The 26149-nt window shown below is 70.0% G+C and carries 8 protein-coding genes and 3 pseudogenes; 9 read left to right on the forward strand and 2 right to left on the reverse strand.

Features of this window, described 5'->3' with window-relative positions:
* Positions 1-69 precede the first annotated feature (69 nt).
* From Q3Y56_RS04265 to pglZ, 5 genes and pseudogenes are all read left to right on the forward strand, one after another.
* Positions 70-516: a hypothetical protein gene (locus tag Q3Y56_RS04265; protein WP_304460641.1), complete on the forward strand. Its 447-nt coding sequence runs from the start codon at positions 70-72 to the stop codon at positions 514-516.
* A gap of 222 nt (positions 517-738) precedes the next feature.
* A pseudogene (gene pglW, locus Q3Y56_RS04270) lies at positions 739-5396 on the forward strand (BREX system serine/threonine kinase PglW).
* Between the two features lie 65 nt (positions 5397-5461).
* Positions 5462-9101 (forward strand): annotated as a pseudogene (gene pglX, locus Q3Y56_RS04275) (BREX-2 system adenine-specific DNA-methyltransferase PglX).
* A 268-nt stretch (positions 9102-9369) separates the two neighbouring features.
* Positions 9370-13272, forward strand: a complete 3903-nt coding sequence (locus Q3Y56_RS04280) for a phage resistance protein (protein WP_304460642.1) — start codon at positions 9370-9372, stop codon at positions 13270-13272.
* A complete protein-coding gene (gene pglZ, locus Q3Y56_RS04285; protein WP_304460643.1) occupies positions 13269-16169 on the forward strand; it encodes a BREX-2 system phosphatase PglZ in 2901 nt (966 codons plus the stop codon). The genes Q3Y56_RS04280 and pglZ overlap by 4 nt, the downstream gene beginning before the upstream one ends.
* A gap of 120 nt (positions 16170-16289) precedes the next feature.
* On the opposite strand, the gene Q3Y56_RS04290 is transcribed toward pglZ, so the two are convergent.
* Positions 16290-17027: a DUF3800 domain-containing protein gene (locus tag Q3Y56_RS04290; RefSeq protein ID WP_304460644.1), complete on the reverse strand. Its 738-nt coding sequence runs from the start codon at positions 17025-17027 to the stop codon at positions 16290-16292.
* Between the two features lie 109 nt (positions 17028-17136).
* Between Q3Y56_RS04290 and brxD the strand changes: the two genes are divergently transcribed.
* Positions 17137-18468 carry a BREX system ATP-binding protein BrxD gene (brxD, locus tag Q3Y56_RS04295; protein WP_304460645.1) on the forward strand — a complete coding sequence of 444 codons (1332 nt, stop codon included), beginning with the start codon at positions 17137-17139 and terminating at the stop codon, positions 18466-18468.
* Complete coding sequence (locus Q3Y56_RS04300) at positions 18468-20684, forward strand: DEAD/DEAH box helicase (RefSeq protein WP_304460646.1); 2217 nt, start codon at positions 18468-18470, stop codon at positions 20682-20684. Before brxD ends, Q3Y56_RS04300 begins: the two co-directional genes overlap by 1 nt.
* A gap of 65 nt (positions 20685-20749) precedes the next feature.
* On the opposite strand, the gene Q3Y56_RS04305 is transcribed toward Q3Y56_RS04300, so the two are convergent.
* Positions 20750-21808: a PP2C family protein-serine/threonine phosphatase gene (locus tag Q3Y56_RS04305; protein WP_304460647.1), complete on the reverse strand. Its 1059-nt coding sequence runs from the start codon at positions 21806-21808 to the stop codon at positions 20750-20752.
* Positions 21809-22058: 250 nt separating this feature from the next.
* Between Q3Y56_RS04305 and Q3Y56_RS04310 the strand changes: the two are divergent.
* Positions 22059-24823, forward strand: a pseudogene (locus tag Q3Y56_RS04310) (SpoIIE family protein phosphatase).
* Between the two features lie 149 nt (positions 24824-24972).
* Positions 24973-26118 carry an ABC transporter substrate-binding protein gene (locus Q3Y56_RS04315; RefSeq protein WP_304460648.1) on the forward strand — a complete coding sequence of 382 codons (1146 nt, stop codon included), beginning with the start codon at positions 24973-24975 and terminating at the stop codon, positions 26116-26118.
* The last annotated feature ends 31 nt before the right edge of the window (positions 26119-26149 follow it).

Raw genomic sequence — 26149 nt, forward strand, 5'->3', positions numbered from 1 at the left:
CGTACGGATCACGGGCCGACGGGGGACCCAACGGGGGGACCCGGCCCGCGACCGGAAGGGACAACGGACATGGCACTGCGTACGAAACTCTCCGCGCTCGCCGTCACCGCCGCCGTCGGCGGCACCCTGGGCCTCGCGGCGAGCCCCGCGTCGGCCGCGGCCAACCACTGGGGAGAGGGGCTCGGCACGGGATACAGCAACTCCAGGCAGGCGGACGCCGAGGTCTCCGGCGCGCTCGTCACCAGCGATGTGTACTGGAACGGCTACCGGGTCGGCGTGGACGGCTACGTCGGCGACACGAAGGCCGACGGCCTCGGCGCCGTCGCCCAGGTCGGCTACCGCTACTGGAACGGCAGTAGCTGGAAGTGGACGACCCGGAACCTGGCGAAGGCGTCCGGCGGCCAGGGCGACCACAACGGCCACAAGGTGCACTCGCTGGTCAAGGTCAAGGACCTGGTGGTGCGCGCCTGCACCGCGAACAGCGGCGGCTTGGTGAACTGCAGCGCCTGGAAGTAACCCACACGGCACAGCGGCGGCCCGCACTCTTCGGGGAGAGCACGGGCCGCCGCTGTGCACGTGCCCCTCGCGCCGACTGCTGCGTGTCTCCTTCGTCAAGGTCAACTCCCCTGTCCACCCCCGCCGCTAGGATTTCCCCGGGGCCATTCGCCATCCAGTTCAGACGCAGGCTGTCGGGCGGGTGGCCGTTTCAGTACCGGGATCACGAGGCGGGGGCAACGTATGCGGGAAGGCCGGTGGACCACGGTCACCGAGTCCGAGTTCGACCACGAGCGCCGCGGACTGGAGTCCATCCGGCGGAGGTTGCCTGACGCCGACCCGTGGCGGGCCTGGTCGAACTTCACCTTCACCGCGAACTCCGGGCACGTGCGCGAGGTCGACCTCCTCGTCATCGCCCCCGACGGTGTGTTCATGATCGAGCTGAAGAACTGGCACGGCTCTCTGACCAGCGAGAACGGCACCTGGGTCCAGACCACGCCCAGCGGCCATCGCCGCCCGCACGGCAATCCGCTGCACCTGGTCAACAAGAAGGCCAAGGAGCTGGCCGGACTGCTCGGGCAGAACGGCAAGCGGGTGTGGGTCGGCGAGGCCGTCTGCTTCACCGAGGGCTCGTTACGCGTCCGGCTTCCCGCCCATGACCAGCACGGGGTGTACACCGTCGACGAGTTGGTCGCGATGCTGCAGCAGCCGCCGCGTGACGAGCGGCACCGCATCACCGCGGTCGACTCCCGCGCGATCAAGACCGCTCTGGAGCGCGTGGGCATCCGCCGCAGCGACGCCGAGTACAAGGTCGGCCCGTACCAGCTGGAGCGGAAGTCCTTTGACTCCGGGCCGACATGGGCCGACTACCTGGCCCAGCACAGCGAGCTTCCCGAGTCGGCTCGCGTCCGTGTCTATCTGCGCGAGCGCGGCTCGGACGTCACTCTCCGCCAGTCGGTGGAGAACGCCGCCCGCCGCGAGGCCGCTGTCCTGCAGCGCTTCAAACACCTGGGTGTGGTGCAGCTCAAGCAGTACAACCCGTCGGGGCATTCGGCGGGGCCCGCCCTGATCTTCGACTACCATCCCCAGACCCTGCGCCTGGACGAGTATCTGCTCCAGTACGGAACGAAACTCGACATCCTCGGCCGCATGGCACTCGTCCGCCAACTGGCCGAGACGATGCGGTCCGCCCATTCCAGCCGCATCTACCACCGCGCGCTGGCCGCGCGCTCCGTGCACGTCGTTCCCCGCAACCGCGGTCGTCGGGACCAGTCGTTGGGTGAGGAGGCCGCCTGGCTGACCCCTCACCTCCAGATATCGGACTGGCAGATCGCCACGCAGCGCGGCGGCACGGGCGGCTCCGCGCCGGGAGCGGCACGGCTCGCGCCGACGGCGTTGTCCACAAAGCATCTGGCCGAGGGCTCCGACCCCTACCTCGCACCCGAGCTGAGGGCCCTCAACGCCGACCCGGTGTATCTGGACGTGTACGGCCTCGGCGTGCTCACCTATCTTCTGGTCACCGGCAAGGCACCGGCCGCGAGTCAGGCCGAGTTGCTCGCCCGCCTGGAGGCCGGTGAGGGACTGCGCCCCAGCTCCCTGGTGGACGGCCTGTCGGAGGACATCGACGACCTGGTGCAGGCGGCCACCGCCTACCGCCCCGAGCAGCGGCTCTCCACCGTCGACGAGTTCATGGAGATGCTGGAACTGGTCGAGGACGTCCTCACCACGCCGACCGCCGCGCCCGCCCCCGAGGCCCCGGAGAAGGACCCGCTCGAAGCCGTCGCCGGAGACGTCCTCGGAGGGCGCTGGGAGGTCCGCCGCCGCCTCGGCACCGGATCGACCAGCCGAGCCTTTCTGGTACGCGACCTTGAGGCGGAGGCACGCAGGACGCGCCCCCTGGCTGTGCTCAAGGTGGCGCTGTCCGACAGCCGGAGCGAGATCCTCGCCCGGGAAGCGGAGGTGATGGGACGGCTGCGCCCCGACTCGCGCGTCATCCGTCTCGTCGAGCCCCAGCCGCTGAGCATCGCGGACCGCACCGTCCTCGCCCTGGAATACGTGGGCGACGAGCGCGAGGAGACGGGCGAGGGCCCGGAGTCCGGCGGCGGACGCACCCGCCGTCGCGAGGAGACCGTCGCCCGCCAACTGCGCGAGGGTGGCCGACTCCAGATCGACCAACTGGAGGCGTACGGCGACTACCTGTTCGGCGCGGTGGACTTCCTGGAGGGCGAGAGCGTCTGGCACCGCGACATCAAGCCGGACAACATCGCCATCCGCATTCGCCCGAACCGCACCCGCGAGCTGGTCCTCATCGACTTCTCCCTCGCCGGATACCCGGCGCGGGACCACGAGGCGGGCACGGACGGCTATCTCGACCCGTTCATAGGCACCTTGACCCGCACTGCCTACGACTCGCACGCCGAGCGGTACGCGGTCGCGGTCACCCTGCACCAGATGGCCTCGGGTGAGCTGCCCAAGTGGGGAGACGGTTCGGTCCTGCCCCGTCAGACGGACTCGAAGAAGTTCCCCACCCCGACCATCGCCGCCGACGCGTTCGAGCCCGCGGTGCGGGACGGCTTGGTGGCGTTCTTCCAGAAGGCCCTGCACCGGGACGCCGGTCGGCGCTTCCCTGAGCTGAAGCCGATGCGGGATGCCTGGAAGAAGATCTTCCTGGACGCCTCGCAGACCGTGCCGTCCAGCCACCGCTCTCGCCACCCCGAGGCGGCGGCGAAGACCGCGCCCTCCGGTCAGCCCGCCATCGCGGACGCCGAACCGCTCACCGCGGAGCAGCGGCGCGATCAGCTGGCCAAGGAGGTCAGCCGCGACACGCACCTGTCGGCCGCGGGCCTCACCCCCGCGGCAGAGTCGTTCCTCTACGGCCTCGGCATCACCACGGTCGGCGGTCTCCTCGACTACAGCCGCCGCAAGCTCGTCAACGCGCCGGGGCTGGGCGCCAAGACGCGCAGCGAGGTGCAGCGCCGCCAGCGCGAGTGGGGCGAGCTGCTGCGCGAGGCACCCGTGTCGCCGTTGACGCCGCGCGGCCGGGCGGAGGCCAAGGAGGAACTCGCGCAGCTGACCGCCACCGAGTCGGCTGTGCTCGGCGTCCTCGCTACGAGCGAGGGGGCCGGCAGCCTGTCGGGGGCCGCTCTGCGCTCGGTCAGCCTGGACACGCTCGCCACCCTCCTGGTCCCGGAGCTCAACAACAACCGCTCCAACCGCAACAAGGTCGAGATGGTCCGGCTGCTGCTGCGGCTACCGGACGAGCGCGGCGTCCTTCCGGACATCGGTGTCTGGCCGAAGCAGAAGGATGTCGCCGATGCTCTGGGGCTGTCCGCGGGCCGCATCCCGCAGATGCTCAAGGAGGAAAGACAGCGCTGGAAGAAGCACCCGGCCGTGCGGGCGTTGCGCGAGGAGATCATGGATCTGCTCGCGGGCCTGGGTCGCGTCGCCTCCGCCGCCGAGCTCGCCGACGCGCTCGCCGTACGCCGCGGAACGCAGCTCCCCGAGCGCGAACAGCGGCGCGCGCTGGCCCTCGCGGCCGTACGAGCCGTGGTGGAGATGGAGCAACTCGACCCGGAGAACGCGCAGTTCCGGCACCAGCCCAACCGCAAGGCCACCGAAGAAGCACTCGGCGCGGGCCTGCTCGCCCTGGACGTGCGCGAGGCCGACGAGGACGAGGGGACGGACGGCGACCCGCCGGACACGCCGACGGCGCCCGGCCTCCTCGACTACGCGGTGCGCCTGGGCCGCACGGCCGACCGGCTCGCCAAGCTGGACACCCTGCCCACAGCGGCGACGGTGCTCGGCGAGCTGGGCGCGCTGACCCCGCCTCCGGGTGCGGTGGAATGGGACGAACGGCGCCTGGTCGAACTGGCGGGCGCGGCCTCGGTGAACGCGGCGGCGACGCCACGGCTGGAGCTCTACCCGCGGAACCTGGATCTGGTCCGCGCGCTGCGGCTGACCCAGGCCGGTCTGGTCCGCCTGATCCCCGGCGTGCCGGAGGAGCGGCAGCCCGGGCTGACCGGTGAGGACGTGCACGAGCGGGTACGGGCGCGGTTCCCGGAGCTGGTCGTACCGGACGGGCGTGGCGGAACCACGCATGACCTGCCGACGGCCGGCCCACTGACGAAGGCGCTGCGGGACGCGGGCTTCGACCTCACCCTCTCGACCCGCGAGGACACCAGGACGCTCCGCTATCTGCCGACGCGGATGGACCACGCCTCCAGCTACCTCACCACCGGCGCCTGGCGCCACGCCACGGATGTCGGCGCGGTGACGCGCTACTCGGACGATCCGCTGCTGGCCGGGCGGTGCGCACCGAGGAGCGGATCGCGGCATCGGCCCGGCGGGACGGTTACCGGGTGCTGACGGTTCGCCAGGGCCTCTCGCAGGACGCCGTGAGGGAGCTGGGGGCGGCTGACGGCCGGATCGGCGCGCAGGTGGTGTCGGTGACCGGGCTTTTCCTGGAAGCCCTGCATGGCCTTGTCCCGGAGGGGACCAAGCCGACATGGGAGACGCTGCTGAAAGCGGACGTGGCGGAGGCCGGATCCCGGGGCGCGATGAAGTTCGCGGAGTACGCGCGGACGGCGTGGGGGGCGGTCGAGCCGCGAGTGCGTGAGCTGCTGGGGCACGGCGGCACCGGGTGCGCCGGTTCGGCAGCTCCCGTGCTGCTGACGGACGCGACGGCCTTCGCCCGGTACGACGCGATGGGCATCCTGGACCGGCTCGCGGACGCGGCACGGCGGGGCGGACGTGGTCTGTGGCTCCTGGTCCCGCAGAGCGACCCGGCGCGGGAACCGAAGCTTGGGCAGGTCGCGGTGGCGTACCAGGCGGGCCTGGGCGAATGGATCGAGCTTCCGGACTCGTGGGTGCAGAACGCACACCGGGCCGTAACGCGCGCGTAGCGCGCTGACGCGCGGCGGGCGACCGAGCATGGCCAGTGACACTTTTTGACTGAGGGAGACGCTACGTGATCGACCGTAAGGCCCTGTTAGATGACCTGAAGCGGCAGGTCAAAGCGGTCGAGACCGATCTGGCGAAGCAGGTGAGGTTCGTCGGAGACGTCGGCACGCGGCTACGCACCGAGTACGACCAGGCCCGCAAGCTGGGCCGTACGGCGGCGACGTGGAACGCGTGGCTGGACGAGCGGGTCACGCAGGTCGCGGTGGCGTGGGTGCTGGGTACGGTCTTCGTCCGTTTCTGCGAGGACAACCGGCTGATCCCCGAGCCATACCTGACGGCCCCGGAGGACGACCGCCGCGACTTAGCGCTCGCCCGGTACGAGGAGTACGTGGCGACGGCGGACGACCCGACGTACCGGGGTTGGCTGGAGCGCGCATTTGAGGAATTGGGCGCCGGGCAGGCGGGCCGGTTGCTGTTCGACCGCAGGCACAATCCGCTGTTCCAGGTTCCGCTGTCGCACGACGGGGCGCGGGAGCTGGTGGAGTTCTGGCGCGGGCGAGACGAGGCGGGGGTGCTCGTCCATGACTTCACCGACCCGCTGGAGGAGGACGGCGACGGCACGCGGGGCTGGGACACACGTTTCCTGGGCGACCTGTACCAGGACCTGAGCGAGGCGGCGCGGAAGACGTATGCACTGCTCCAGACCCCGGAGTTCGTGGAGGAGTTCATCCTCGACCGGACGATGGACCCGGCGGTCCGGGAGTTCGGGTACGAGGAGCTGAAGGTGATCGACCCGACGTGCGGGTCGGGGCACTTCGTGCTGGGTGCTTTTCGGAGGTTGGTGCGGCTGTGGGGGGATGGGCAGCCGGGGCGTGATCTGCATGAGCGGGTGCGGGCCGCGCTGGATTCGGTGCATGGGGTGGACCTGAATCCGTTCGCGGTGGCCATTGCGCGGTTCCGGTTACTGGTTGCGGCTATGGCGGCGAGTGGGGTGCGGACCATGGCGGAGGCGGGTCGGTATGAGTGGCCGCTGCATTTGGCTGTGGGGGACTCGCTGATTAAGCACCGCCACCGACAGGGCGATCTGTTCGAGGGCTCGGAGGTCGAAGACACGGATGAGCTATCGGAGTTCAAGTACGTGACGGAGGACGTGCACGCGCACCCGGAAATTCTACAAGAGGGGCGATATCACGTGGTGGTCGGTAACCCTCCGTACATCACGGTGAAGGACAGGAAGCTCAATCAGCTGTACCGGGACCTATATGACGCTTGCGCGCGGAAGTACGCACTGTCGGTGCCGTTTGCTCAGCGGTTTTTCGAGCTGGCGAAGGTCGGGGATGCCGACAGCGGGGTCGGGTACGGCATGGTTGGTCAGATCACGGCGAACTCGTTCATGAAGCGGGAGTTCGGCGCGCGATTGATCGCAACGTACTTTGGGCATGAGGTGGAACTGACTGAGGTCATCGACACCTCGGGTGCCTACATTCCTGGGCATGGGACACCGACAGTCATTCTCGTGGGTAAGCGGCGACGCGGAGAAGGCCGCTCCGTGACGATTCGCACGGTGCGCGGCATTCAAGGCGAGCCTGCCGCACCAAAAACGGGCGAGGACGGGCTGGTCTGGAACGCGATCGTGGAGCAGATCGACAAGCCCGGCTCTGTCAGCCGGTGGGTCTCTGTCGATGACCTGGGGAGGGATCACTACTTCGGCAAACAGCCGTGGGTACTGGCAGACGGCGGCCTGGAGATGCTTGAGAAGATCAACGATGCCAAACGTGGCACCCTCAAGCGCGATATTTCGCGTATCGGCTTCTACGGTGTCATGGGCTCGGACGAAGCCATGACTGCGGCTATTCGAGTCTTTCGCAGGTTCAAAGCCGAAGATCACTATGTCAGTCGCCTCGTCGTTGGCGATGAGGTTCGCGATTTCGAGTTCTTGGACGGCGACAACGCCTTTCACCCTTACGACGAAACGCGTAACGTGATGCAGCCTGTGGCCTTCCCTCGATTAGGCCGCTGGCTGTGGCCCAGTCGCACGGAATTAGGCAATCGAGCTACATTCTCGAGAGGAACCTACTTCAGTGACAAGCGTCCTTGGTGGGAATGGCATCAGCTTCCCAAGGACTCGAAAGCACACACTTGGTCCATCACGTTCGCCTTCGTCGCGACGCACAACCACTTCGTACTGGACCGGGGCGGGAAGGTTTTCAAGCAGTCCGCACCCGTGATCAAACTACGGGAGAGCGCAAGCAAGGAGGAGCACCTGCGGCTGCTCGGGGTGCTCAACAGCTCGACAGCCGGGTTCTGGCTCAGGATGGTCAGTTACCCCAAGGGGGCGACCCGGTCGGAGACGACGGCGCGCGCGTCAGTGTCCACCCTTGGTCGGATCGCTATGAGTTCACCGGCACCAAGCTCGAAGACTTCCCTCTACCTGCGACCTACCCCGCCCCCTCGCCACCGCTCTGGACGGCCTCGCCCAACGGCTCACTGCAACCAGCCCTTCCACCCTCGCCAGCCAAACCACTCCGATCGCCGCCACCCTCCGCGAAGCCCGCACCACCTGGCACGGCACCCGCGCCCGCATGATCGCCCTCCAAGAAGAGCTCGACTGGCAGGTCTACTCCCTCTACAACCTGCACCCCGAAGACCTCCGCGTCTCCGAGGACCCCGACTCCCCCGACATCGCCGAACTCGCCCTCGGCGAGCGAGCCTTCGAGATCGTTCTCGCCCGTCGCGTCGCCGCAGGCGAGGCCAGCGGTGAGTGGTTCAAGCGCCACAACTCCACCCCCATCACCGAGATCCCCGCCCACTGGCCCGCCGCCTACCGCGAGGTCGTCCAGAAGCGGATCGACGCCATCGAATCGAGCCGAGCCATCGGCATGGTCGAACGGCCCGAGTACAAGCGCCGTTGGGCCACCGAAGGCTGGGACGCCTTACAGGAAAAGGCCCTTCGGTCCTGGCTGCTCGATCGAATAGAGACCCGGGGCCACTGGTTCGACGAGAACGGGATGCCCGCCCTCGTCACCCTCTCCCAGTTATCCGACGCCCTCTCCCGCGACGACGACTTCGTCTCCGTCGCCAAGATCTACGCCCCACGCAAGGAACTCCCAGCCGTCGTCACCGAGTTGATGACCGACGAGCACGTACCGTTCCTCGCCGCCCTCCGCTACAAGCCCTCCGGCCTGAAGAAGCGCGAGGACTGGGAGCACGTATGGGACCTCCAGCGGCAGGAGGACGCCGCGCCGGACGAGCCGACCAAGCGGAAGATCCGGGACTCCATTCCCGTGCCGCCGAAATACAGCTCCGCCGACTTCCTGCGCCCCTCCTACTGGCGTGCACGCGGCAAGCTTGACGTGCCCAAGGAGCGCTTCATCTCGTACGGGCAGAGCAACGTCGCCACGCCCGGCCTGTACGGCTGGGCCGGATGGGACCACCGCGAGCAGGCATACGCCCTCGATGCCTACATCGCCTCCCACGAAGCGCTGACTTCCGAGGAATTGACGCCGTTCCTCGCGGGGCTGCTGGAACTCCAGCCCTGGCTGGACCAGTGGCACGACGAGTTCGACGCCACCTTCGGCGCCTCCCCGGCCGCCTTCTTCCGAGGCGACCGGCAGATGGTCCAGGGCGAACACGGATTCACCGACGACGATCTGCGTGCCTGGCGCCCGGTCGCCGCGCCGCGTGGCCGCCGTACGGCCAAGAAGTAGCCCCGACGGTGAAGGAGTAGCCCCGACGGCGAAGACACCGATGGCTCTCCGGCTCGTGAACCGGTCCGGAGAGCCGCGCCATCGGAGCTTCGATCGCCCGCAGTTCAGGCGCCCAGCCGGCCGAATGCTCCCCCTCCCCCACACCCTTGGGAGCCGCCCGATTGTCAGACAATGCCCTGAGCTACCGAAGAGATCTTGACGAGACCCCCGTAGCCACTCGGACAGCGACGGCGCGCCCCGTGCCGTCAGAAGGAGAGCGAGACCCGCGATGGCCCAGGCCCAGCAGCCGCCCCTGCTCCGCGATGTCATCGACATCAAGGAGTCGATATCCACCTCCGACTTCGTCCTCCAGCTCTCCGAGGCGACCACCCCGGAGGGCGCCGAACACGCCCTGCGCGACTATGTGGTCACAGAGCGGCTGCTGGAGAACTTCGACGAAGCGTTGGGGCTCATCAAGGCCGCGCTGGACGGGCACACATCGAAGGCCGCCTATCTGCACGGATCGTTCGGTTCGGGTAAGTCACACTTCATGGCGGTGCTGCACGCCCTGCTCAGCGGTAGCCCGGCGGCCCGCGGCCGCGCCGACTTAGACCCGGTACTGACCAAGCACGAGTGGCTCGGCACGGACGGGAAGAAGTTCCTGCTCGTGCCGTATCACATGCTCGGGGCGAAGGCCCTGGAGCAGCGGGTCCTTGGCGGCTACGTCAGCCATGTCAAAAGGCTGCACCCGCAGGCGTCGACGCCGCAGGTGTACCGGACGGACGCGCTCTTCGACGACATCCGGGCCATGCGGGCGCGCATGGGGGATGGCGCCGTCATCAGCGGACTCATGGCGTCAGACACGTCCGGCGGGGACGAGGACGACGAGTGGGGCGAGTCCTTCGCCTGGCAGCCGGCGCTCCTGGACACCGCGCTCGCCGCCGAGGAGGTCCACGAGTCCGGCCAGGCGCTCAACCTGGTCAGCCCCTCCACACCCGCCGAGCTGCGGGCCCGTCTCGTCCAGGACGCGAGCACCAACCTGCTGCCCGGCTTCGCGAGGAACGCCGCGGAGGACGAGCACGGGTTCGTCTCCCTGGACGCCGGGCTGTCGGTGATCGCCGAGCACGCCAAGTCGCTCGGCTACGACGGGCTGATCCTCTTCATGGACGAGCTGATCCTGTGGCTCGCCACCCTGATCCACGACCAGAAGTTCGTGGCCCGCGAGGCCAGCAAGATCACGAACTTCGTGGAGGGCGGCGACGCACGCCGCGCCATCCCGGTGGTGTCCTTCATCGCCCGCCAGCGCGACCTGCGCGAGCTCGTGGGCGAGGAGGTGTCGGGCGCGGCCGAGTCGTCCATCCAGGACACCCTCAACCTGGCGTCCGGGCGCTTCGACAAGATCACACTGGAGGACCGGAACCTGCCCCAGGTGGCGCACGCCCGCCTCCTCCAGCCGAAGTCCGCCGAGGCCGCGACGCTCATCGACGCCGAATTCGAGAAGACCCGCAAGGTGCGCCAGGAGGTGTGGGACACCCTGCTCGGCTCCGATCGCGGCGCCGACGGTGTCGGGGCGGACGAGGAGAGCTTCCGGCTCACGTACCCCTTCTCTCCCGCCTTCATGGACACCCTGGTCCACGTCTCGTCCGCGCTCCAGCGCAACCGGACCGGTATGAAGCTGATGGGGCAGTTGCTCGCCGATCACCGCGACGAGCTGCGACTCGGCGATCTGATCCCCGTCGGCGATCTGTACCCGCTGATCACCGCCGGTGGCGACAAGCCCTTCACCGACAGCCTGAAGGTCGTCTTCGAGGCGGCCGACAAGCTGTACCGCACCAAGCTGCGCCCGTACCTCCTCGCCACGTACAACGTGTCCGAGGAGGACATCGAGCAGTACACGCACCGCGGCCCCGGCAGCATCACCGACCCGGAGCTGCGCGGACGGGTGAAGACGTTCGTGGGCGACAACAGGATCATCGGCACCCTGCTGCTGTCCGCCCTCGCGCCCAGCGTGCCCGCGCTCGCCGACCTGACCATCCGCCGGCTCTCCGCTCTCAACTACGGCTCCGTCGTCGCCCCGATCCCGGGACGCGAGTACGGCATCCTGAAGAACAAGGTCGCCGAGTGGGCGGGCCGGTTCCCGGAGATCAAGGAGACCGGCACTGACGCCAATCCGGGCGTCCGCCTCGAACTCTCCGGTGTCGACGTCGACTCCGTCATCGCCAACGCCAAGGTCAACGACAACCCGGGCAACCGCCAGGCGCTCGCCAAGCGGCTCCTGTCCGAAGAGCTCGGCGTCGAGCACGGGCAGTTGACGAGCCGGGTGGACTTCGTGTGGCGCGGCACGAGCCGCAGCGCGGAAGTGGTCTTCGGGAACGTCGCCGACGAGGACGAGCTGCCCGACCACGACCTGATGCCGCAGGAGTACGGCCTGTGGCGGATCGCCGTCGACTTCCCGTACGACGAGAGCGAATACGGGCCCGTCGAGGACGTCAACCGGATGCAGCGGCTGCGCGAGAGGCAGCAGGGTGAGCGGTCCCGCACGGTCGCCTGGCTGCCCACCCATCTCTCCGCCCAGCGGTACGCGGACTTCTGCCGCCTCGTCGTCATCGACAAGGCGCTCGCCGATGAGCAGCGCTTCGACAGCCAGTACGCCGGCCACCTCAACGCCGACAACCGCGCCCGCGCCAAGGGGCTGCTGGAGACCCAGCGGGAGTCCCTGCTCAAGAACGTCAAGGCCGCCTTCAAGCAGGCATACGGACTGGCCGAGAAGAAGGCCACCGATGTGGAGCTGGGCTTCAGCGACCATCTCCAGTCGCTGCGGGAGGTCGACGGGCTCACCCTCTCCTTCGGCCAGTCCCTCCGCGACGGCCTGCGGCACATCGCGGGCAAGCTGCTGGCGAGCCAGTACCCGGACCACCCCCAGCTGGATCCCGAGCACACCGGCACGACGGTGAAGGCCGCTGACGCCCGCAAGGTGTTCACCCACATCCGGGCCGCCGCGGAGGCACGCGACGGCCGCACCGAGGTCCCCGCCGGTGACCGGAAGCTGGTGCAGCGCATCGCCGGGCCGCTGCGGCTCGGGCAGCAGAAGGAGGCGTACTTCGAGCTGTCCCTGTACTGGGCCGATCACTTCCGGCGGCTCGCGCGGGAACGCGGCATCACTGGCGACCTCACTCTGATCACGCTCACCGACTGGACCGACGAACCGCAGCCGCGCGGGCTGCCCGACCACCTCGCCAAGCTGGTCGTCGCCTCGTTCGCCGAGATGGACGACCGGGTGTGGGTGCGCGGCGGGATGCCGCTCGACCCCGCCCCCGAGCTGTCGCAGATCAAGGATCACGACGCGCTGCGCAGCCAGCCGCTTCCCACCGAGGAGGACTGGGAAAGCGCTCGGCAGCGTTTCGCGACGATCTTCGGGAAGCCCGCGCCGGCGCTGCGGCGCGGCCGGATGGTCAACCAGTTCGCCCGCCAGATCACGGAGGAGGCCCGCTCCCACCAGGAGCACACGGTCGATCTTGTACGGCGGTTGGAGGAACACGCTGGGTTCCTCCGGCTCGACGAGACCGAGGAGAAGGGGCGGCTGGCTCTCGCCCGGCGGTCCGTCGAGTTGCTCAAGGCCGTCACGCAGGCGGCGGGCCAGGGGGCGGCCGGGGCGAAGAAGACGGTGGAGGCGCTGGCCACCTTCGACCTCGGGCGGGTCAGCGCCGACCGCTTCGGCACCTCGATCACGCAGGCGAGGGCTGTCGCCCAAGCGCTGGACTCGGCGTCCTGGACGACCCTCGACCTGGCGTCGAACGAGGGCCCGCAGGGCCAGGGCCTGCTGGAATCGCTGCGCAAGGCGGCCCGCGACGACCAGCGGACGAGCGACCTGTGTGGCGCCCTGTCACGCACCCAGCGTGAGGTGCTCGCGCTGGTCAAGAGCAACCGGAGCACCACCCCACCGCCGCCTCCGCCCACGGACGTTCGCCCGAGCGCGGAAGACGTGCCGCTGAACACGGTCACCAGCCACCCGCGTGTCCCCGAGGACACGCCCGCGGCGAACGGATCCGCCAAGGGCGGCGTGCGGCGTTCCGGTGTCAGCCGCGCCACCGCGGCGAGCGCCGCGGCGAGACTCCAGGCCGAGCTGGCCGAGCTGGCGGCCGAGGAGCCCGGCGCCACCGTCGAGATCTCCTGGCGGGTCGTCGGGTCATGAGCGCACCCATCACCTCCGTGGCGACACGCCTGAACGTCGCGACCATCACCCAGTACCTCTCGTCCCAGACTTCGCTTGCCGCCTCCCTCACCGGCGGCGACAAGCGGCGGGCGGTCCTGCTGCGCTCCGTGCCCCATTGGGACGGACCGGCCGAGCCGGTGTGGGGCGACGGGCACACAGCCCGTATCTCCGCGGCGCCCTCCCCGCTCGCCGTCCACGAGTTGGTCCTGAGTCACCTCGTGGAGCGGGCGGAGGGATCGGACGGGCCTGCCGTGCTCGTCATCCTGACCGATCGAGAACAGAGTGAACTCGACCCGGCGATCCTGGCTCGCACCCACAAGAAGCGCATCGACACCGTCGACAGCTGGGACGTGGTACGCGAAGCCTTCGGCGCCGAGCAGGTCGACCCCCGGCTCAAGGAGGCGAGCTGGGCCTCGGAGGCCCTGTTGGACGCGACCCCGCCAGGCGGCTGGCCACCGCTCGCGGGCGGCATGCTGGCCCGGAGCACGGCGCTGTCCGCTCTGGCGCTGCGACGGTTACGGCTCGGGAGGTACGACACCGAGTCGAGCGAGTCCCGGCGCTCCCGGGCGGGCGACGTCCTGGACACGCACACCCTGCTCGGCTGGTCCCTGAGCCCTGGTGGTCCCGAGCGGCTGCTGGAGCTGCGGGGCCCCGAGCGCGTGGGGCTCAGGGAATTCCTCGGCGAGCAGGACCAGGCCGGTCCGGCCGGAAAGGCGCTATTGGCCCTGGTCGAGGCCGAACACGGCGAGGAGGCGGTCGCGTTCGGACTCGTGTGCGGAGCGCTGTGGCTGCACGCCGCGCCGGACGCCGACACCTACCGGGCGCGGGGCCGCGCCGAGCGCTGGTTCGGCGAACAGCCGCCGGCTGTCGGCGAAGAGCTCGACGCCCTCGCGTCCGCGTTCGGGCGGGCCACCGAGGAGTACGTCGGCACGCTGCTCACCGCCGCGGCACGTGCCGGCGTCGGCGACGCGGACGAAGCCCGTGAGGCGCGTCGGATCAGCGACACCGTCCTGGACCGGGCATCCGCTCTGGTCCGCCGGTTCGGGGCGGAGACCGCTGCCCAGGCGAGCCCGTTGCTGCCGACCGGGCTGGAAGCCCGGTTCGCGGCCGCGGGGCGGGCCTTGTCGGCAGGCAGGCCAGGCCCCGTCGCGGAGGCTGTCGGCGCCCTGAGCGCGCACAAGCGCGCCGAGGGGCCTCAGATTCGGGTACGTATCGAGCGGGTCCGCATGGGTCAGCGCCTGGTCCAATGGCTGGCCGGCGACCCGGCTGTCGAGTCCGGCACCGCGGCGGCCTGCATAGAGCGGCACATCTCCGAGACCGGGTGGGTCGATCAGGCACTTGAGTACATCGAGGCCGGCGGCGACCCCGACCCCGCACTGAAGTCCGCCTATGACAGACTCGCCGCTTGCGTGCGGGAACGGCGGCACGAGATCGACCGGAACTTCGCACGCACACTGGCCACCTGGACTGCCGCGGGGACGCCGCCGGGATCCATGCTGGCGGTGGAGTCCTTCCTCGACCGGGTCGTCAAGCCGATCGTCCGCGGCGGGGACGGCCGGCGGATCATGCTGCTCGTGCTGGACGGGATGAGCGCGGCCGTCGCCGGTGAACTGGCGGAGGAACTCCGCTCTTCCTGGGCCGAGTTCGACCCGGTGAAGGAGGGTGCGCCGCGGCGGCGGGCCATGGCCGCCGCGTTGCCGACCCTGACCGCCGTCTCTCGTACGTCGCTGTTCGCGGGCAGGCTGATGAAGGGGACGCAGGCGGACGAGAAGCGCCTCTTCCCCGCCCAGAAGCTGTGGGCCGGGGCGCCGGCCGCCGTGTTCCACAAGGACGATCTGCGTGCTGAGAGCGCCGGGGAGACCTTCGGCCCTGATCTCAGCGAGGCGCTCGCCGATGGACGCACGCATGTGGCGGTCGTCCTGAACGCCATCGACGACAAGCTCGGCAAGGAACAGAAGCTCGGCGACGGGTCCTGGCAGGTCCACCACGTTCCGGGGCTTGTCGAACTTCTGCGGGTGGCCGCGGTCCAGGGCATGGCCGTGCTCATCACCAGCGACCACGGGCATGTGGTGGACCGGCACGGCTCGAGGGTCGACGCCGGCAACCCGGAATCCGCCCGCCACCGCACACCCGGCGGAACTCTGGGAAAGACCGAGGTCGCGCTCTGCGGCCCGCGTGTGGTCTGGCCCGATCCCGGTACGTCGATCGTCGCCCTGTGGGACGCCGACTCGCGCTACACCGCTCTCAAGGCGGGCTATCACGGCGGGGCATCCCTGGCCGAGTTCACCATCCCGGTCCTCGCCTTCCTTCCCTTCGGCGCAACACCGCCCCGGGAGTGGCGGGAGCTGGGTGATCAACGGCCGACGTGGTGGTTCCTGGACGAGCGGGCACCCCGGCCCGCTCCGGCCCGACCTGACCCGGCACCCGTATCCAGGAAGCCGACCCGTCAGAAGCCGTCGAAGGCCGAGGCCGAACTGGCCGAGACACACGACTCCCTGTTCGATGTCACCGTGGTTCCGGCGCCCTTGGGCGCCGACAAGCTGGTCACCACGGCTCTGGTGGGTCCCGCCGAAGCCCTGGTCACCGCGCTGCCGGCTTCGGGCGCCTTCCAGGACCAGGTCGGCCTGCTGGCTCGCAAGCCGCCGATGGAGAAGGTGGAGAAGGCGATCCTGGCCCTCCTCGATGCGGGAGGGACCCTGCCCGTGACCGCCGTGGCTCAGCGCGTCGGCTACCCGGCTACCCGGGCGGACGGCTTCGCCGCAGTGCTGCGCCAGCTCCTCAACTTCGACGGAGTCCAGGTCCTGGAGACCCTGCCGGACGGGCGAACGCTGCGCCTGCACCAGGGACTGCTGCGGGAGCAGTTCGGACTGGGCTGAACCCGGGCCGCGGGGCAGTCACCCCGCGGCCCATCGTGCTAGCCTCGGCCGCAGGGACGTCGCCAGGAAACTGACGCCCGGTTCGCCTCAGGCCCCGCGGAAGCGGGGCCTTTGTGCTGGTCAGGCCCTCGGTGGCGCCGGGACCCAGCAGTGCTGATGGATAACGCGCGGAGCCACGAAGGACCACAGCGTCTCGTTGGCCCTGCGCGCCCGGGGGTCGCCGTCCTGGCCGCTGACCAGCCGCCGGTGCAGATAGGCGATCAGGTCCGCGGCCTGCAACAGCCGGCTCGCCTTCGACGGCGCGAAGTGGATGGTGTCGACGAGGCGCGGGAGGGTGCTGCTGATACTGCCGCCCGTACCGGCGGTCTGGTAGTCGCGGAAGTGCCGACGGTGGTCGTCCGCTCCGTCGATCTCGTCCGCTATGACGAGGGCCAGCTCGTCCCGCACCTGCACGTGATCGCAGATCTGCTCCAGCAACTGCCGCAGCACAACCTGGTGCGGAGGCGGGCAGGACCCGGCATCGGCTTGCTGCGACCGGTAAGCCCTCACATCGATTCCCCGGACGATGACCTGCACGTCGTGTGAGCCGATCGCCTTCATGGCGTCGCCGTAGACGCCGATTCGGGCGCGGATCATGTTGCCGCCCTTGTTGCCCATCCGCTGCCAGTCGTCCTTGGCCTGCACCAGGGCATGCCCGTGCAGCTCGGCATGGCGGTCGACCGGGTAGCTGTCCGCTGCCTTGGCCACGACGGAGTCAAGGGCATGGTGCAGCGGTCGCAGATGCCTTTCGGCCACCAGGAGAGCGACCATCCAGTAGCGGTCGTTGTCGTATGACTCATCGACGTAGGTCAGCAACACGGCGTGAGTGTGTCACACCGTAATGACCCGCAGCAGAGCAGGAGTTGGTCACGCACCCGGTACCCCGGTGATTCCGACGCCCGATCACCCCGGGTGAGACACTGGGCCGGTGAGCTCAGCCAAGCCGAATTCCGTCTCCCCCGCCTCCGCCGCCCGCAGGCGCACGGTCATCGACGCGCTTCGACGGGGTGCCGTCCCCGAGAGCGGGCTCGATCTGCTGGCCACCGGCCTGGACCGGTTCGAGTCCGCGCTCGACGCCGAGCTGGACGCGGTCGCCTCAGGCGGGTCGGTGTTCAAGGCCGTACGGGGTGAGTACGGCTCGGGCAAGACGTTCTTCACGCGGTGGCTGGGCGAGCGTGCCAAGCGCGTGGGCTTCGCCGTGGCCGAGGTCCAGATCTCGGAGACCGAAACGCCTCTGCACAAGCTGGAAACGGTGTACCGACGCCTCACCGAGCGGCTGACCACGGCGAGTTTCCCGCCGAGCGCGCTCCGGCCGATCGCCGACTCCTGGTTCTACGCCCTGGAGGAAGACGCGCTCGCGGCCGGAGCAAGCGAGGACGACCTGGCCCGTGAAGTGGAGAAGCTGCTGACCGCGCGGCTCGCGGAGGTGTCCCGGCACGCCCCGTCCTTCGCTACGGCGCTGCGCGGTTACCGGGGGGCGTCAGCCGAGGGCGACGAGGCGACCGCGGCGGCGGTGCTGGGCTGGCTGGGTGGCCAGCCGCATGTGGCCGCGGCCGCGCGCCGCTCCGCCGGGGTCCGTGGCGACCTCGACCACTTCGGGGCTCTCGGCTTTCTGCAGGGGCTGCTGACCGTGCTGCGTGACTCGGGGCATCGGGGTCTGTTCGTCGTGCTGGACGAGGTCGAGACGCTCCAGCGGGTGCGGTCGGACGCCCGTGACAAGGCGCTCAACGCGCTGCGCCAGCTCATCGACGAGGTGCATTCGGGTCGCTTCCCCGGCCTGTACCTGGTGATCACCGGAACCCCGGCCTTCTACGACGGCCGGCAGGGCGTGCAGCGCCTGGCGCCGCTCGCGCAGCGCCTGGCCACCGACTTCACCACCGACCCGCGCTTCGACAATCCCCGCGCGGTGCAGTTGCGACTGCCCGGCTTCACCCAGGAGTCACTGGTGCGTCTCGGTGTGACCATCCGCGATCTCTACGCGGCAGGAGCCGAGGCCCCCGACCGGGTCAAGGCTCTCGCGGAGGACGCATACGTCGCCGACCTCGCCGGAGCGGTCGGCGGGGCACTCGGCGGCAAGGTCGGAGTGGCGCCCCGGCTGTTCCTGAAGAAACTGGTGAGTGACGTCCTCGACCGTATCGACCAGTTCGAGGACTTCGACCCCCGGCAGCACTACCAGCTGACGGTGTCGGGCAGCGAACTCACCGACGTGGAACGGAATGCCGCCGCAGCATCCGCCGACCACATCGAGCTGGACGTGTGATGACCGGCACCGGGGACGCGGGCGCCGCTCACCCCGTCGCCGCGCCTCGCGCGGGGTGGGAAGACCCCGTCGACCGGCTCGACCCGGTCGTCCTTCACCACGTGGTGAACACCCTCGGCTGGCCCGACCTGCGCCCACTGCAGCGCGCCGCGATCCACCCGCTGATGGACGGCGAGGACGCGGTACTGCTCGCCCCCACTGCGGGCGGGAAGACCGAGGCGGCATGCCTGCCGCTGCTGTCGGCCATGTCCGAGCAGCGCTGGTCCGGCGCCTCCGTGCTCTACCTGTGCCCCCTCAAGGCACTTCTCAACAACCTCGTGGCACGTATCGACTCGTACGCCCAGTGGCTCGGGCGCCACGCGGCCCTGTGGCACGGGGACACCAAGGAGTCACAGCGACGACGCATCCGCACCGGGCCACCGGACATCCTGCTCACCACACCCGAGTCGCTGGAGGCCATGCTCATCGGCGTGAAGACCGACCACGCCCACCTCCTGGGGCAGGTGCGGGCCGTCGTCGTGGACGAGGTGCACGCCTTCGCGGGTGACGATCGCGGCTGGCACCTGCTCGCCGTGCTGGAGCGGCTGGAAAGGGTCACCGGACGCCCCCTCCAGCGGATCGGCCTCTCGGCGACCGTCGGCAATCCGCAGCAGCTGCTCACCTGGCTCCAGGGTGCGGGAGCCGGGACACGACCCGCGCGGGTCATCGCCCCGGACCTCGCCGCCGCACCGGGCGCGACACGGGCGGCCGGGACGCCCACGGGCCGCCCGCGCCCAGCAGGCGAGGTGGAGCTGGACTACGTAGGTTCCCTCGACAACGCCGCCAAGCTCATCGCCGCTCTGCACCGAGGTGAGAAGCGGCTGGTGTTCTGCGACGCGCGGCGGCAGGTGGAACAGCTGGGGGCGGCACTGCGAGAGCGCGACGTGACGGTGTTCCTGTCGCACGCATCCCTGTCGGCCGAGGAAAGAGCCAGGTCCGAGCAGGCGTTCGCCGAGGCTCGGGACTGCGTCATCATCTCCACCTCGACCCTGGAGCTGGGCATCGACGTCGGCGATCTGGATCGTGTCATACAGATCGACTCGCCCGGCACGGTCGCCTCGTTCCTGCAGCGCATCGGGCGAACCGGGCGACGCCCGGGGAGCACGCGCAACTGCCTGTTCCTCGCGACCCGCAAGGACAGCCTGCTTCAGGCCGCGGCGCTGCTCCTGCTCTGGGGGCGAGGGTGGGTCGAGCCGGTGAGCCCACCGCCCGAGCCGCGCCATCTGGTGGCGCAACAGCTCCTCGCCGTCACTCTCCAACAGCACAGAATCGGCGACCAGACGTGGCCCGAGCAGTGGAACGGCTTGGCTCCCTTCGACCGCTCGGCACGGCCCATCCTGCGGCATCTGGTGGACGAAGGCTTCCTCGATGAGGACGGCGGGCTGTTGTGCATCGGGCCTGAGGCCGAACGGCGCTTCGGCCGACGGCACTTCCTGGAACTCACCGCCTCGTTCACCGCGCCCCCGCAGTTCACCGTCCTTTCCGGGCGTACCGAGATCGGGCAGACGGACCCTTCCATCCTGACCGAGGAACGTCCAGGCCCTCGTCGGCTTCTGCTCGGCGGACGCAGCTGGCAGGTGACCTTCATCGATTGGGGGCGCAAACGGGTCTTCGTCGAGCCCGTCGACGGAGGCGGCGTCGCCAAATGGACCACCGGGGCGCTGGCCGGGCTTTCGTATGCCCTCACCCGCGCGATGCGGGAAGTGCTCCTGGGGAGCGATCCCTTGGTTTCGCTCACCCGGCGGGCCCAGGTGTGCCTGAGCGAGTGGCGGAAGGAGGACGCTCCTGATCTTGTACACCCAGGCGGGACGCTGGTAACGAGGTCGAAGGGCGATGTTCGCTGGTGGACGTGGGCGGGTTACCGCGCGAACGCCACACTCGCGGCGACGTTGCAGTCGATCGCCGATCCCGTCCAGCGGCCTACGGACTACTGGCTGCGGCTGCGCGAGGACCTTACGCCTGACATGTGGCGAGCGGCCCGTGAAGCCGACGACGGAAGTACTGCGCTGGTACTCCCTGATGTCGACCACCGTGCGGTGCACGGGCTGAAGTTCTCCGCCGCCCTGCCTCAGCGGCTCGCGGTGGCCACGGTCGCTGCCCGGCTCGCCGACTTCGACGGGGCCCGCGCCGCGCTGACCGAACCCGTACGCTTCTTTCACGGGGGCTCTTCTCTTTGAGTGGCACCTCCGGTCGGCCCAGCGCTGGGCCTGCGCGGTATGCCCTCCGAATCGACCCCAACGGGCTAGGCGGGCTGATCCCTCTGACCGTCGAGCGGCTCCGGAGAGGCGCACAAGCGCACGGCGAGGGCGGCGATGTCGTCGTCGAGGCGTCCTCTGCTGTAGTGGAGGAGGTCATGGTGAAGAGCGTTGAGCAGTTCGCGGGGGCACCCCGGGGGCTGGCGGCGCAGCCAGGCCGCCACGGGGAAGAACTCGCCGTCGCGGTCGCGGGCCTCGGCGACACCGTCGGTATAGAGGAGCAGCAGGTCGCCAGGTGCGAAGCCGAAGGTGTCGACGCTGTAGTGATCACCGATCAGCTCCGCGAGGTTGAGCAGCGGCGAGGGGGTGGTGGGCTCCAGGGCGCGGAGTTCTCCGCGGTTCAGGACCAGCGGCGGGGGATGTCCGCAGTTGAGGACTCCGATACTGCCGCCCCCGTGGGGGATCTCGACGAGAAGGGCGGTGGCGAAGCGCTCCATCATGCCCTCGGGGGGAAAGGCGGCGTTGTAACGGGTACTGCTGGCCTCGAGGCGACGCGCGACGTTGACCAGGTCGGCCTCGTCGTAGGCCGCCTCCCGGAAGGAGTTGACCATCGCCGCGGCCGAGCCCACCGCCGGCAGTCCCTTGCCCCGCACATCGCCGATGAGCAGCCGGACCCCGTACTTCGTGTCGACCACCTCGTAGAAGTCGCCGCCGATACTGGCCTCCGCGGCGGCCGCGAGATACAGCGCCTCGATCTCGACGTCCCCGAAGCGGCGCGGCATCGGGCTCAGGACCACCTGCTGCGCCGCGTCGGCGACGAGCCGGACCTGGAACAGGGTCTGCTCCCGCTGGAGCCGGACATGGCTTCCGTACGCGGCCGCCACGGTGACGGCGACGATCCCCCCCGCCGTCCACCACGTCCCGAGGCCGGGGAACACGATGCCGAGGCCGATCATGAGAAGAAGGCAGACCGTCCCCAGCAGGACGGTGGGGAGCACGGGCCACATGGCGGCCGCGAGGGCCGGCGCCGCGGGCAGGAGCCGGCTGAAGGCCACCTCTGGGGGAGTGGCGTACGCCAGGCTGGCGATGACAACGGTCAGGATCACCGGGGACAGCAGAGTAAGTGGCCCCCGGCCGTCGCGGCGACGGAGGCGCAGCCGTCCAGGCGTGATCACACTTCGCAGGATATCCACGCATAGCTGACATGGCGCCTCGACGGCGCCGGGGAGCGGGTACTCCTCGGCCGACACGGCGCGCCCCCGGCCCAGTGGTCGACAGTCCGTCCCGTGGTGGCCGCCACGCGCCTTCTGGCTGATCACACCGTGACGAAGCGCCCGAAAGCGATAGAAATAGGTTATGCGCAGCCTTTCGGGGAAGACATCGCGGGTGCTGCGGCACCTGCGCTCCCTGCTGAGCGTGCGCAGCCTCGCCGGCGAGGTGTTCCTCCTGCATCTGGTGGTCGTGGTGCTGATCGTCGCCGCCACTCTGACGGCTCTGGTCCTGCAGGCGCGGAGCCAGAGCAAGGCCGAGGCCCGGCACCGGACGCTTGCCGCCGCCCAGACGTTCGCGAACTCTCCGGGAATGCTGACGGCACTGGACAGCTCCGACCCGACCGCGGTCCTGCAGCCGCGCGCCGAGGCGGCCCGGAAAGGCTCCGGCGTCGACGCGATCATCGTGTACAGGCGCGACGGGATCACGCTCACCCACAGTGACCCGCAGCAGATCGGGAAACGCGTCATCGGCCCCTTCGCGGAGGCGGCGGCCGGCACGGCGTTCACGAGGACCTTCGAGGGGACGCTGGGTCTTTCCGTGGTCTCGGTGGTCCCGGTCAAGAATGCCGACGGTTCGGTCGTCGCCCTCGTCGCGGTCCCGGTCACGGTCGAGAAGGTCCAGGACAGGGTGAACCAGCAGTTGCCGGTGCTGTTCGGGAGCGCGGGCGGAGCTCTCGTGCTCGCCGCGGGCGGGGCGGGGCTGGTGAGCCGACGGCTGCGGCGGCAGACGCATGGCCTGGGCCCGGCCGAGATGACACGGATGTACGAGCACCACGACGCGGTTCTGCACGCGGTCCGGGAGGGGGTGCTGATCATCGGGGGCGACGGCCGGCTACTGCTGGCCAATGACGAGGCCCGGCGGCTGCTGGACCTCCCGGCGGACGCGGAGCGGCGCCTCGTCACCGACCTGGGCCTGGAGGCGGCGGTCGCCGAGCTGCTGGCCTCCGAGCGCACGGCCACCGACGAAGTACTCCTGGCGGGTGACCGGCTGCTGGCGGTCAACAAGCGGCTCACCGCTCCGCACGGGCCGCCCAGCAGCGTGGTGACGCTGCGTGACACCACCGAGCTGCGGGCGCTCTCCGGCAGGGCCGAGACAGCCCGTGAGCGCTTGAAGCTGCTCTACGACGCCGGGGTGCGGGTCGGGACCACACTGGATGTGACGCGCACGTGCGAGGAACTGGCGGAGGTAGCGGTCCCCCAGTTCGCCGACGTCGTCACCGTCGAGCTGCCGGACCCGGTTCTGCGCGGTGAGGAGCCGCCCGGCGCGAGCACCGAGCTCCGCCGCACCGCGGTTGCCGGCCTGGATGGCGGCCATTCCCTCGACCCGGTCGGTGAACTGATCCGGTTTGCTCCCACCCACCCCGTCGCCGCCGGAGCGACCGGCGGCCGCGCGGTCCTCGAGGCCGACCTGAGCAGCTCCGACGACTGGCGGGCCCAGGACCCGGAAGGGGCCCGGCGAGCGCTGGACCAGGGCATCCACTCCCTGATCGCGGTGCCGCTACGGGCCCGGGGGATGGTGCTGGGAATGGCGAACTTCTGGCGGGCGGACGCCTCTCCACCGTTCGATGAGGAGGATGTGTCCTTCGCCGAGGAGCTGGCCGCCCGGGCGGCGGTGTGCATCGACAATGCCCGCCGCTACACCCGCGAGCACGCCATGGCTGTCACGCTCCAGCGCAGCCTGCTGCCCCGCGAGCTGCCCGAGCAGACCGCGCTCGATGTGGCTCACCGCTACCTGCCGGCGAAGGCCGGGGTGGGCGGCGACTGGTTCGACCTCATCCCGCTGTCCGGGGCCCGGGTCGCCCTGGTGGTCGGCGACGTCGTCGGCCACGGCTTGCGCGCCGCGGCCACCATGGGCCGGCTGCGCACCGCCGTGCACAACTTCTCCACCCTGGACCTGCCTCCTGACGAGCTGCTGAGCTATGTGGATGAGCTGGTGGCCCACATCGACACCGAAGAGACCGCCGCCGAGGAGGAGGACTGGCAGGGGATCACCGGGGCCACGTGCCTGTACGCGATCTACGACCCCGTCTCCGGGCAGGTGGCCGCCGCCACCGCCGGCCATCTGGGGCCCGCTGTGGTCCATCCCGATGGAACCGTGGCCTTCCCCCGGTTGCCGGTCTCCCCGCCGCTGGGCGTGGGCGCCGGCCTGCCCTTCGAAAGCACCGAGCTGACCCTGCCCGAGGGCTCCCGGCTGGTGCTCTACACCGACGGGCTCGTCGAGGACCGCGACCGCGACCTGGACGTCGGCCTGGAGGCCCTGCGCGGTGCCCTCGCAGGGCCTGACCGCACCCCGGAGGCAACCTGCGCCGCGGTGATCGAGGCGATGCTTCCCGCCCGGCCCCGCGACGACATCGCGCTGCTGGTGGCCCGGACCCGTCGGCTGGGCCCCGCGCAGGTCGCCGAGTGGGACGTGCCCTACGACCCGGCGGCGGTGGCTTCGGTCCGCTCCGCCTGCGTATCCCGGCTGACGGACTGGGGCCTGGAGCAGATCGCCTTCGCCACCGAGCTCATCCTCAGCGAGCTGATCACCAACGCCATCCGCTACGGCACCGAGCCCGTCACCGTGCGGCTGCTGCACACAGCGCCCATCAGCGGCTCCGCCGCGGGCACCCTCATCTGCGAGGTCTCCGACGGCAGCAGCACCTCCCCCGGCTGCGCCGGGCCAAGAGCACCGACGAGGGCGGTCGCGGACTGTTCCTGGTCGCCCAGTTCGCCCAGCGCTGGGGCACCCGCTACACCTCGACCGGCAAGATCATCTGGGCCGAGCAGACCCTCCTCGACGGCGCCGCCTCGGCCGCAGAGGGCCTCGGCGAGATCGCCCCCGGCCTCTGGGACGACACCGCGTGGTGAGGAGCGGCCTCGCGTTCGCGTCCGGGCACCTCACCGGCACGGATACGGTTCCCGGCCCGTGGTCGTCGTACTGGGTACTCTGGCCTCGGTGACCGCTTCGCCGACGCGGTAGACCACGGAGACACGCTGTGACGCTTCCAGGAACCATCGTGACCGCCCCTCGTGCCCGAGCAGGGGTCGTCTTCGGTTGCCTCGCCCTCACTGCACTGGTCCTGAGCTCCTGCAGCGACAACGGCACGCCCGCCGCGGCGCCCGAGAAGCCGTCGGTGGCCACCTCCGCCGAGCGCGTGGGTGGCATGGACGCATTGGTCGCCGCGGCGAAGGAAGAGGGGACGCTCAACGCGATCGCGCTCCCGCGCAACTGGGCCGGCTACGGCGCCCTGCTGGACGGCTTCGAACGAAAGTACGGGATCGACGTCCGGGTCGAGAATCCGCAGGGCTCCAGCCAAAGCGAGATCGACGCCATCAAGAGGAACCGGGGTCGGGCAGACGCTCCCGACGTGATCGACGTCGGTGACACCTTCGCGCAGGACGCGGCCCGGCAGAATCTGCTCGCTCCCTACAAGGTCGCCGCATACGGCTCGATCCCGAGGAATCAGAAGGACTCCCAGGCCCGCTGGTACAACGGCTACGGCGGCTACATCTCCATCGGCTGCGACGCCACGCGCATCACGACCTGTCCGCAGGCCTTCGCCGATCTGGAGAAGCCCGAATACCAGGGCAAGGTCGCGCTCAACGGCGACCCCACCAAGGCCGGCGCCGCTTTCGCCGGCGTGTATGCGGCCGCCCTGGCGAACAAGGGGTCTTTCGACGACATCCAGCCCGGCATCGACTTCTTCGCCGGCCTCAAGAGGATCGGCAACTTCAACCCCGCCGAGTCCACCCCGGCCGCCATCGTGAAGGGCGACACCCCCATCAGCATCGACTGGGACTTCGTCAACCTCGGGTACGCCGACGAGTTCCGCAGCGAGGGCGTGGACTGGAAGGTCTCCATCCCCTTCGACGGCAGCTTCGGCCAGTACTACGCGATGGCGATCAACAAGGACGCCCCGCACCCCGCCGCCGCGCGCCTGTGGCAGGAGTACCTCTTCAGCCCGGAGGGCCAGAACCTCCGGCTCGGGGGCTACGCCCGCCCGGTGCTGAAGGACGTCATGGAGGAGGACGGCACCCTTGACGAAGCCGCCGCCGCACGGCTGCCGACGGTCGAGGGGACGCCGGAATTCCCGACCGAGGCCCAGTCGGCGAAGGCGCAGGAGAAGATCGCCCGGGGCTGGGCCAAGGCCGTATCGGGCTGACGGCCCACCCCAGGCCCAGACGGTCGGAGCC

Origin of the sequence: Streptomyces sp. XD-27, from assembly GCF_030553055.1 — a bacterium.
In the GTDB taxonomy this organism is placed as follows: Bacteria; Actinomycetota; Actinomycetes; order Streptomycetales; family Streptomycetaceae; genus Streptomyces.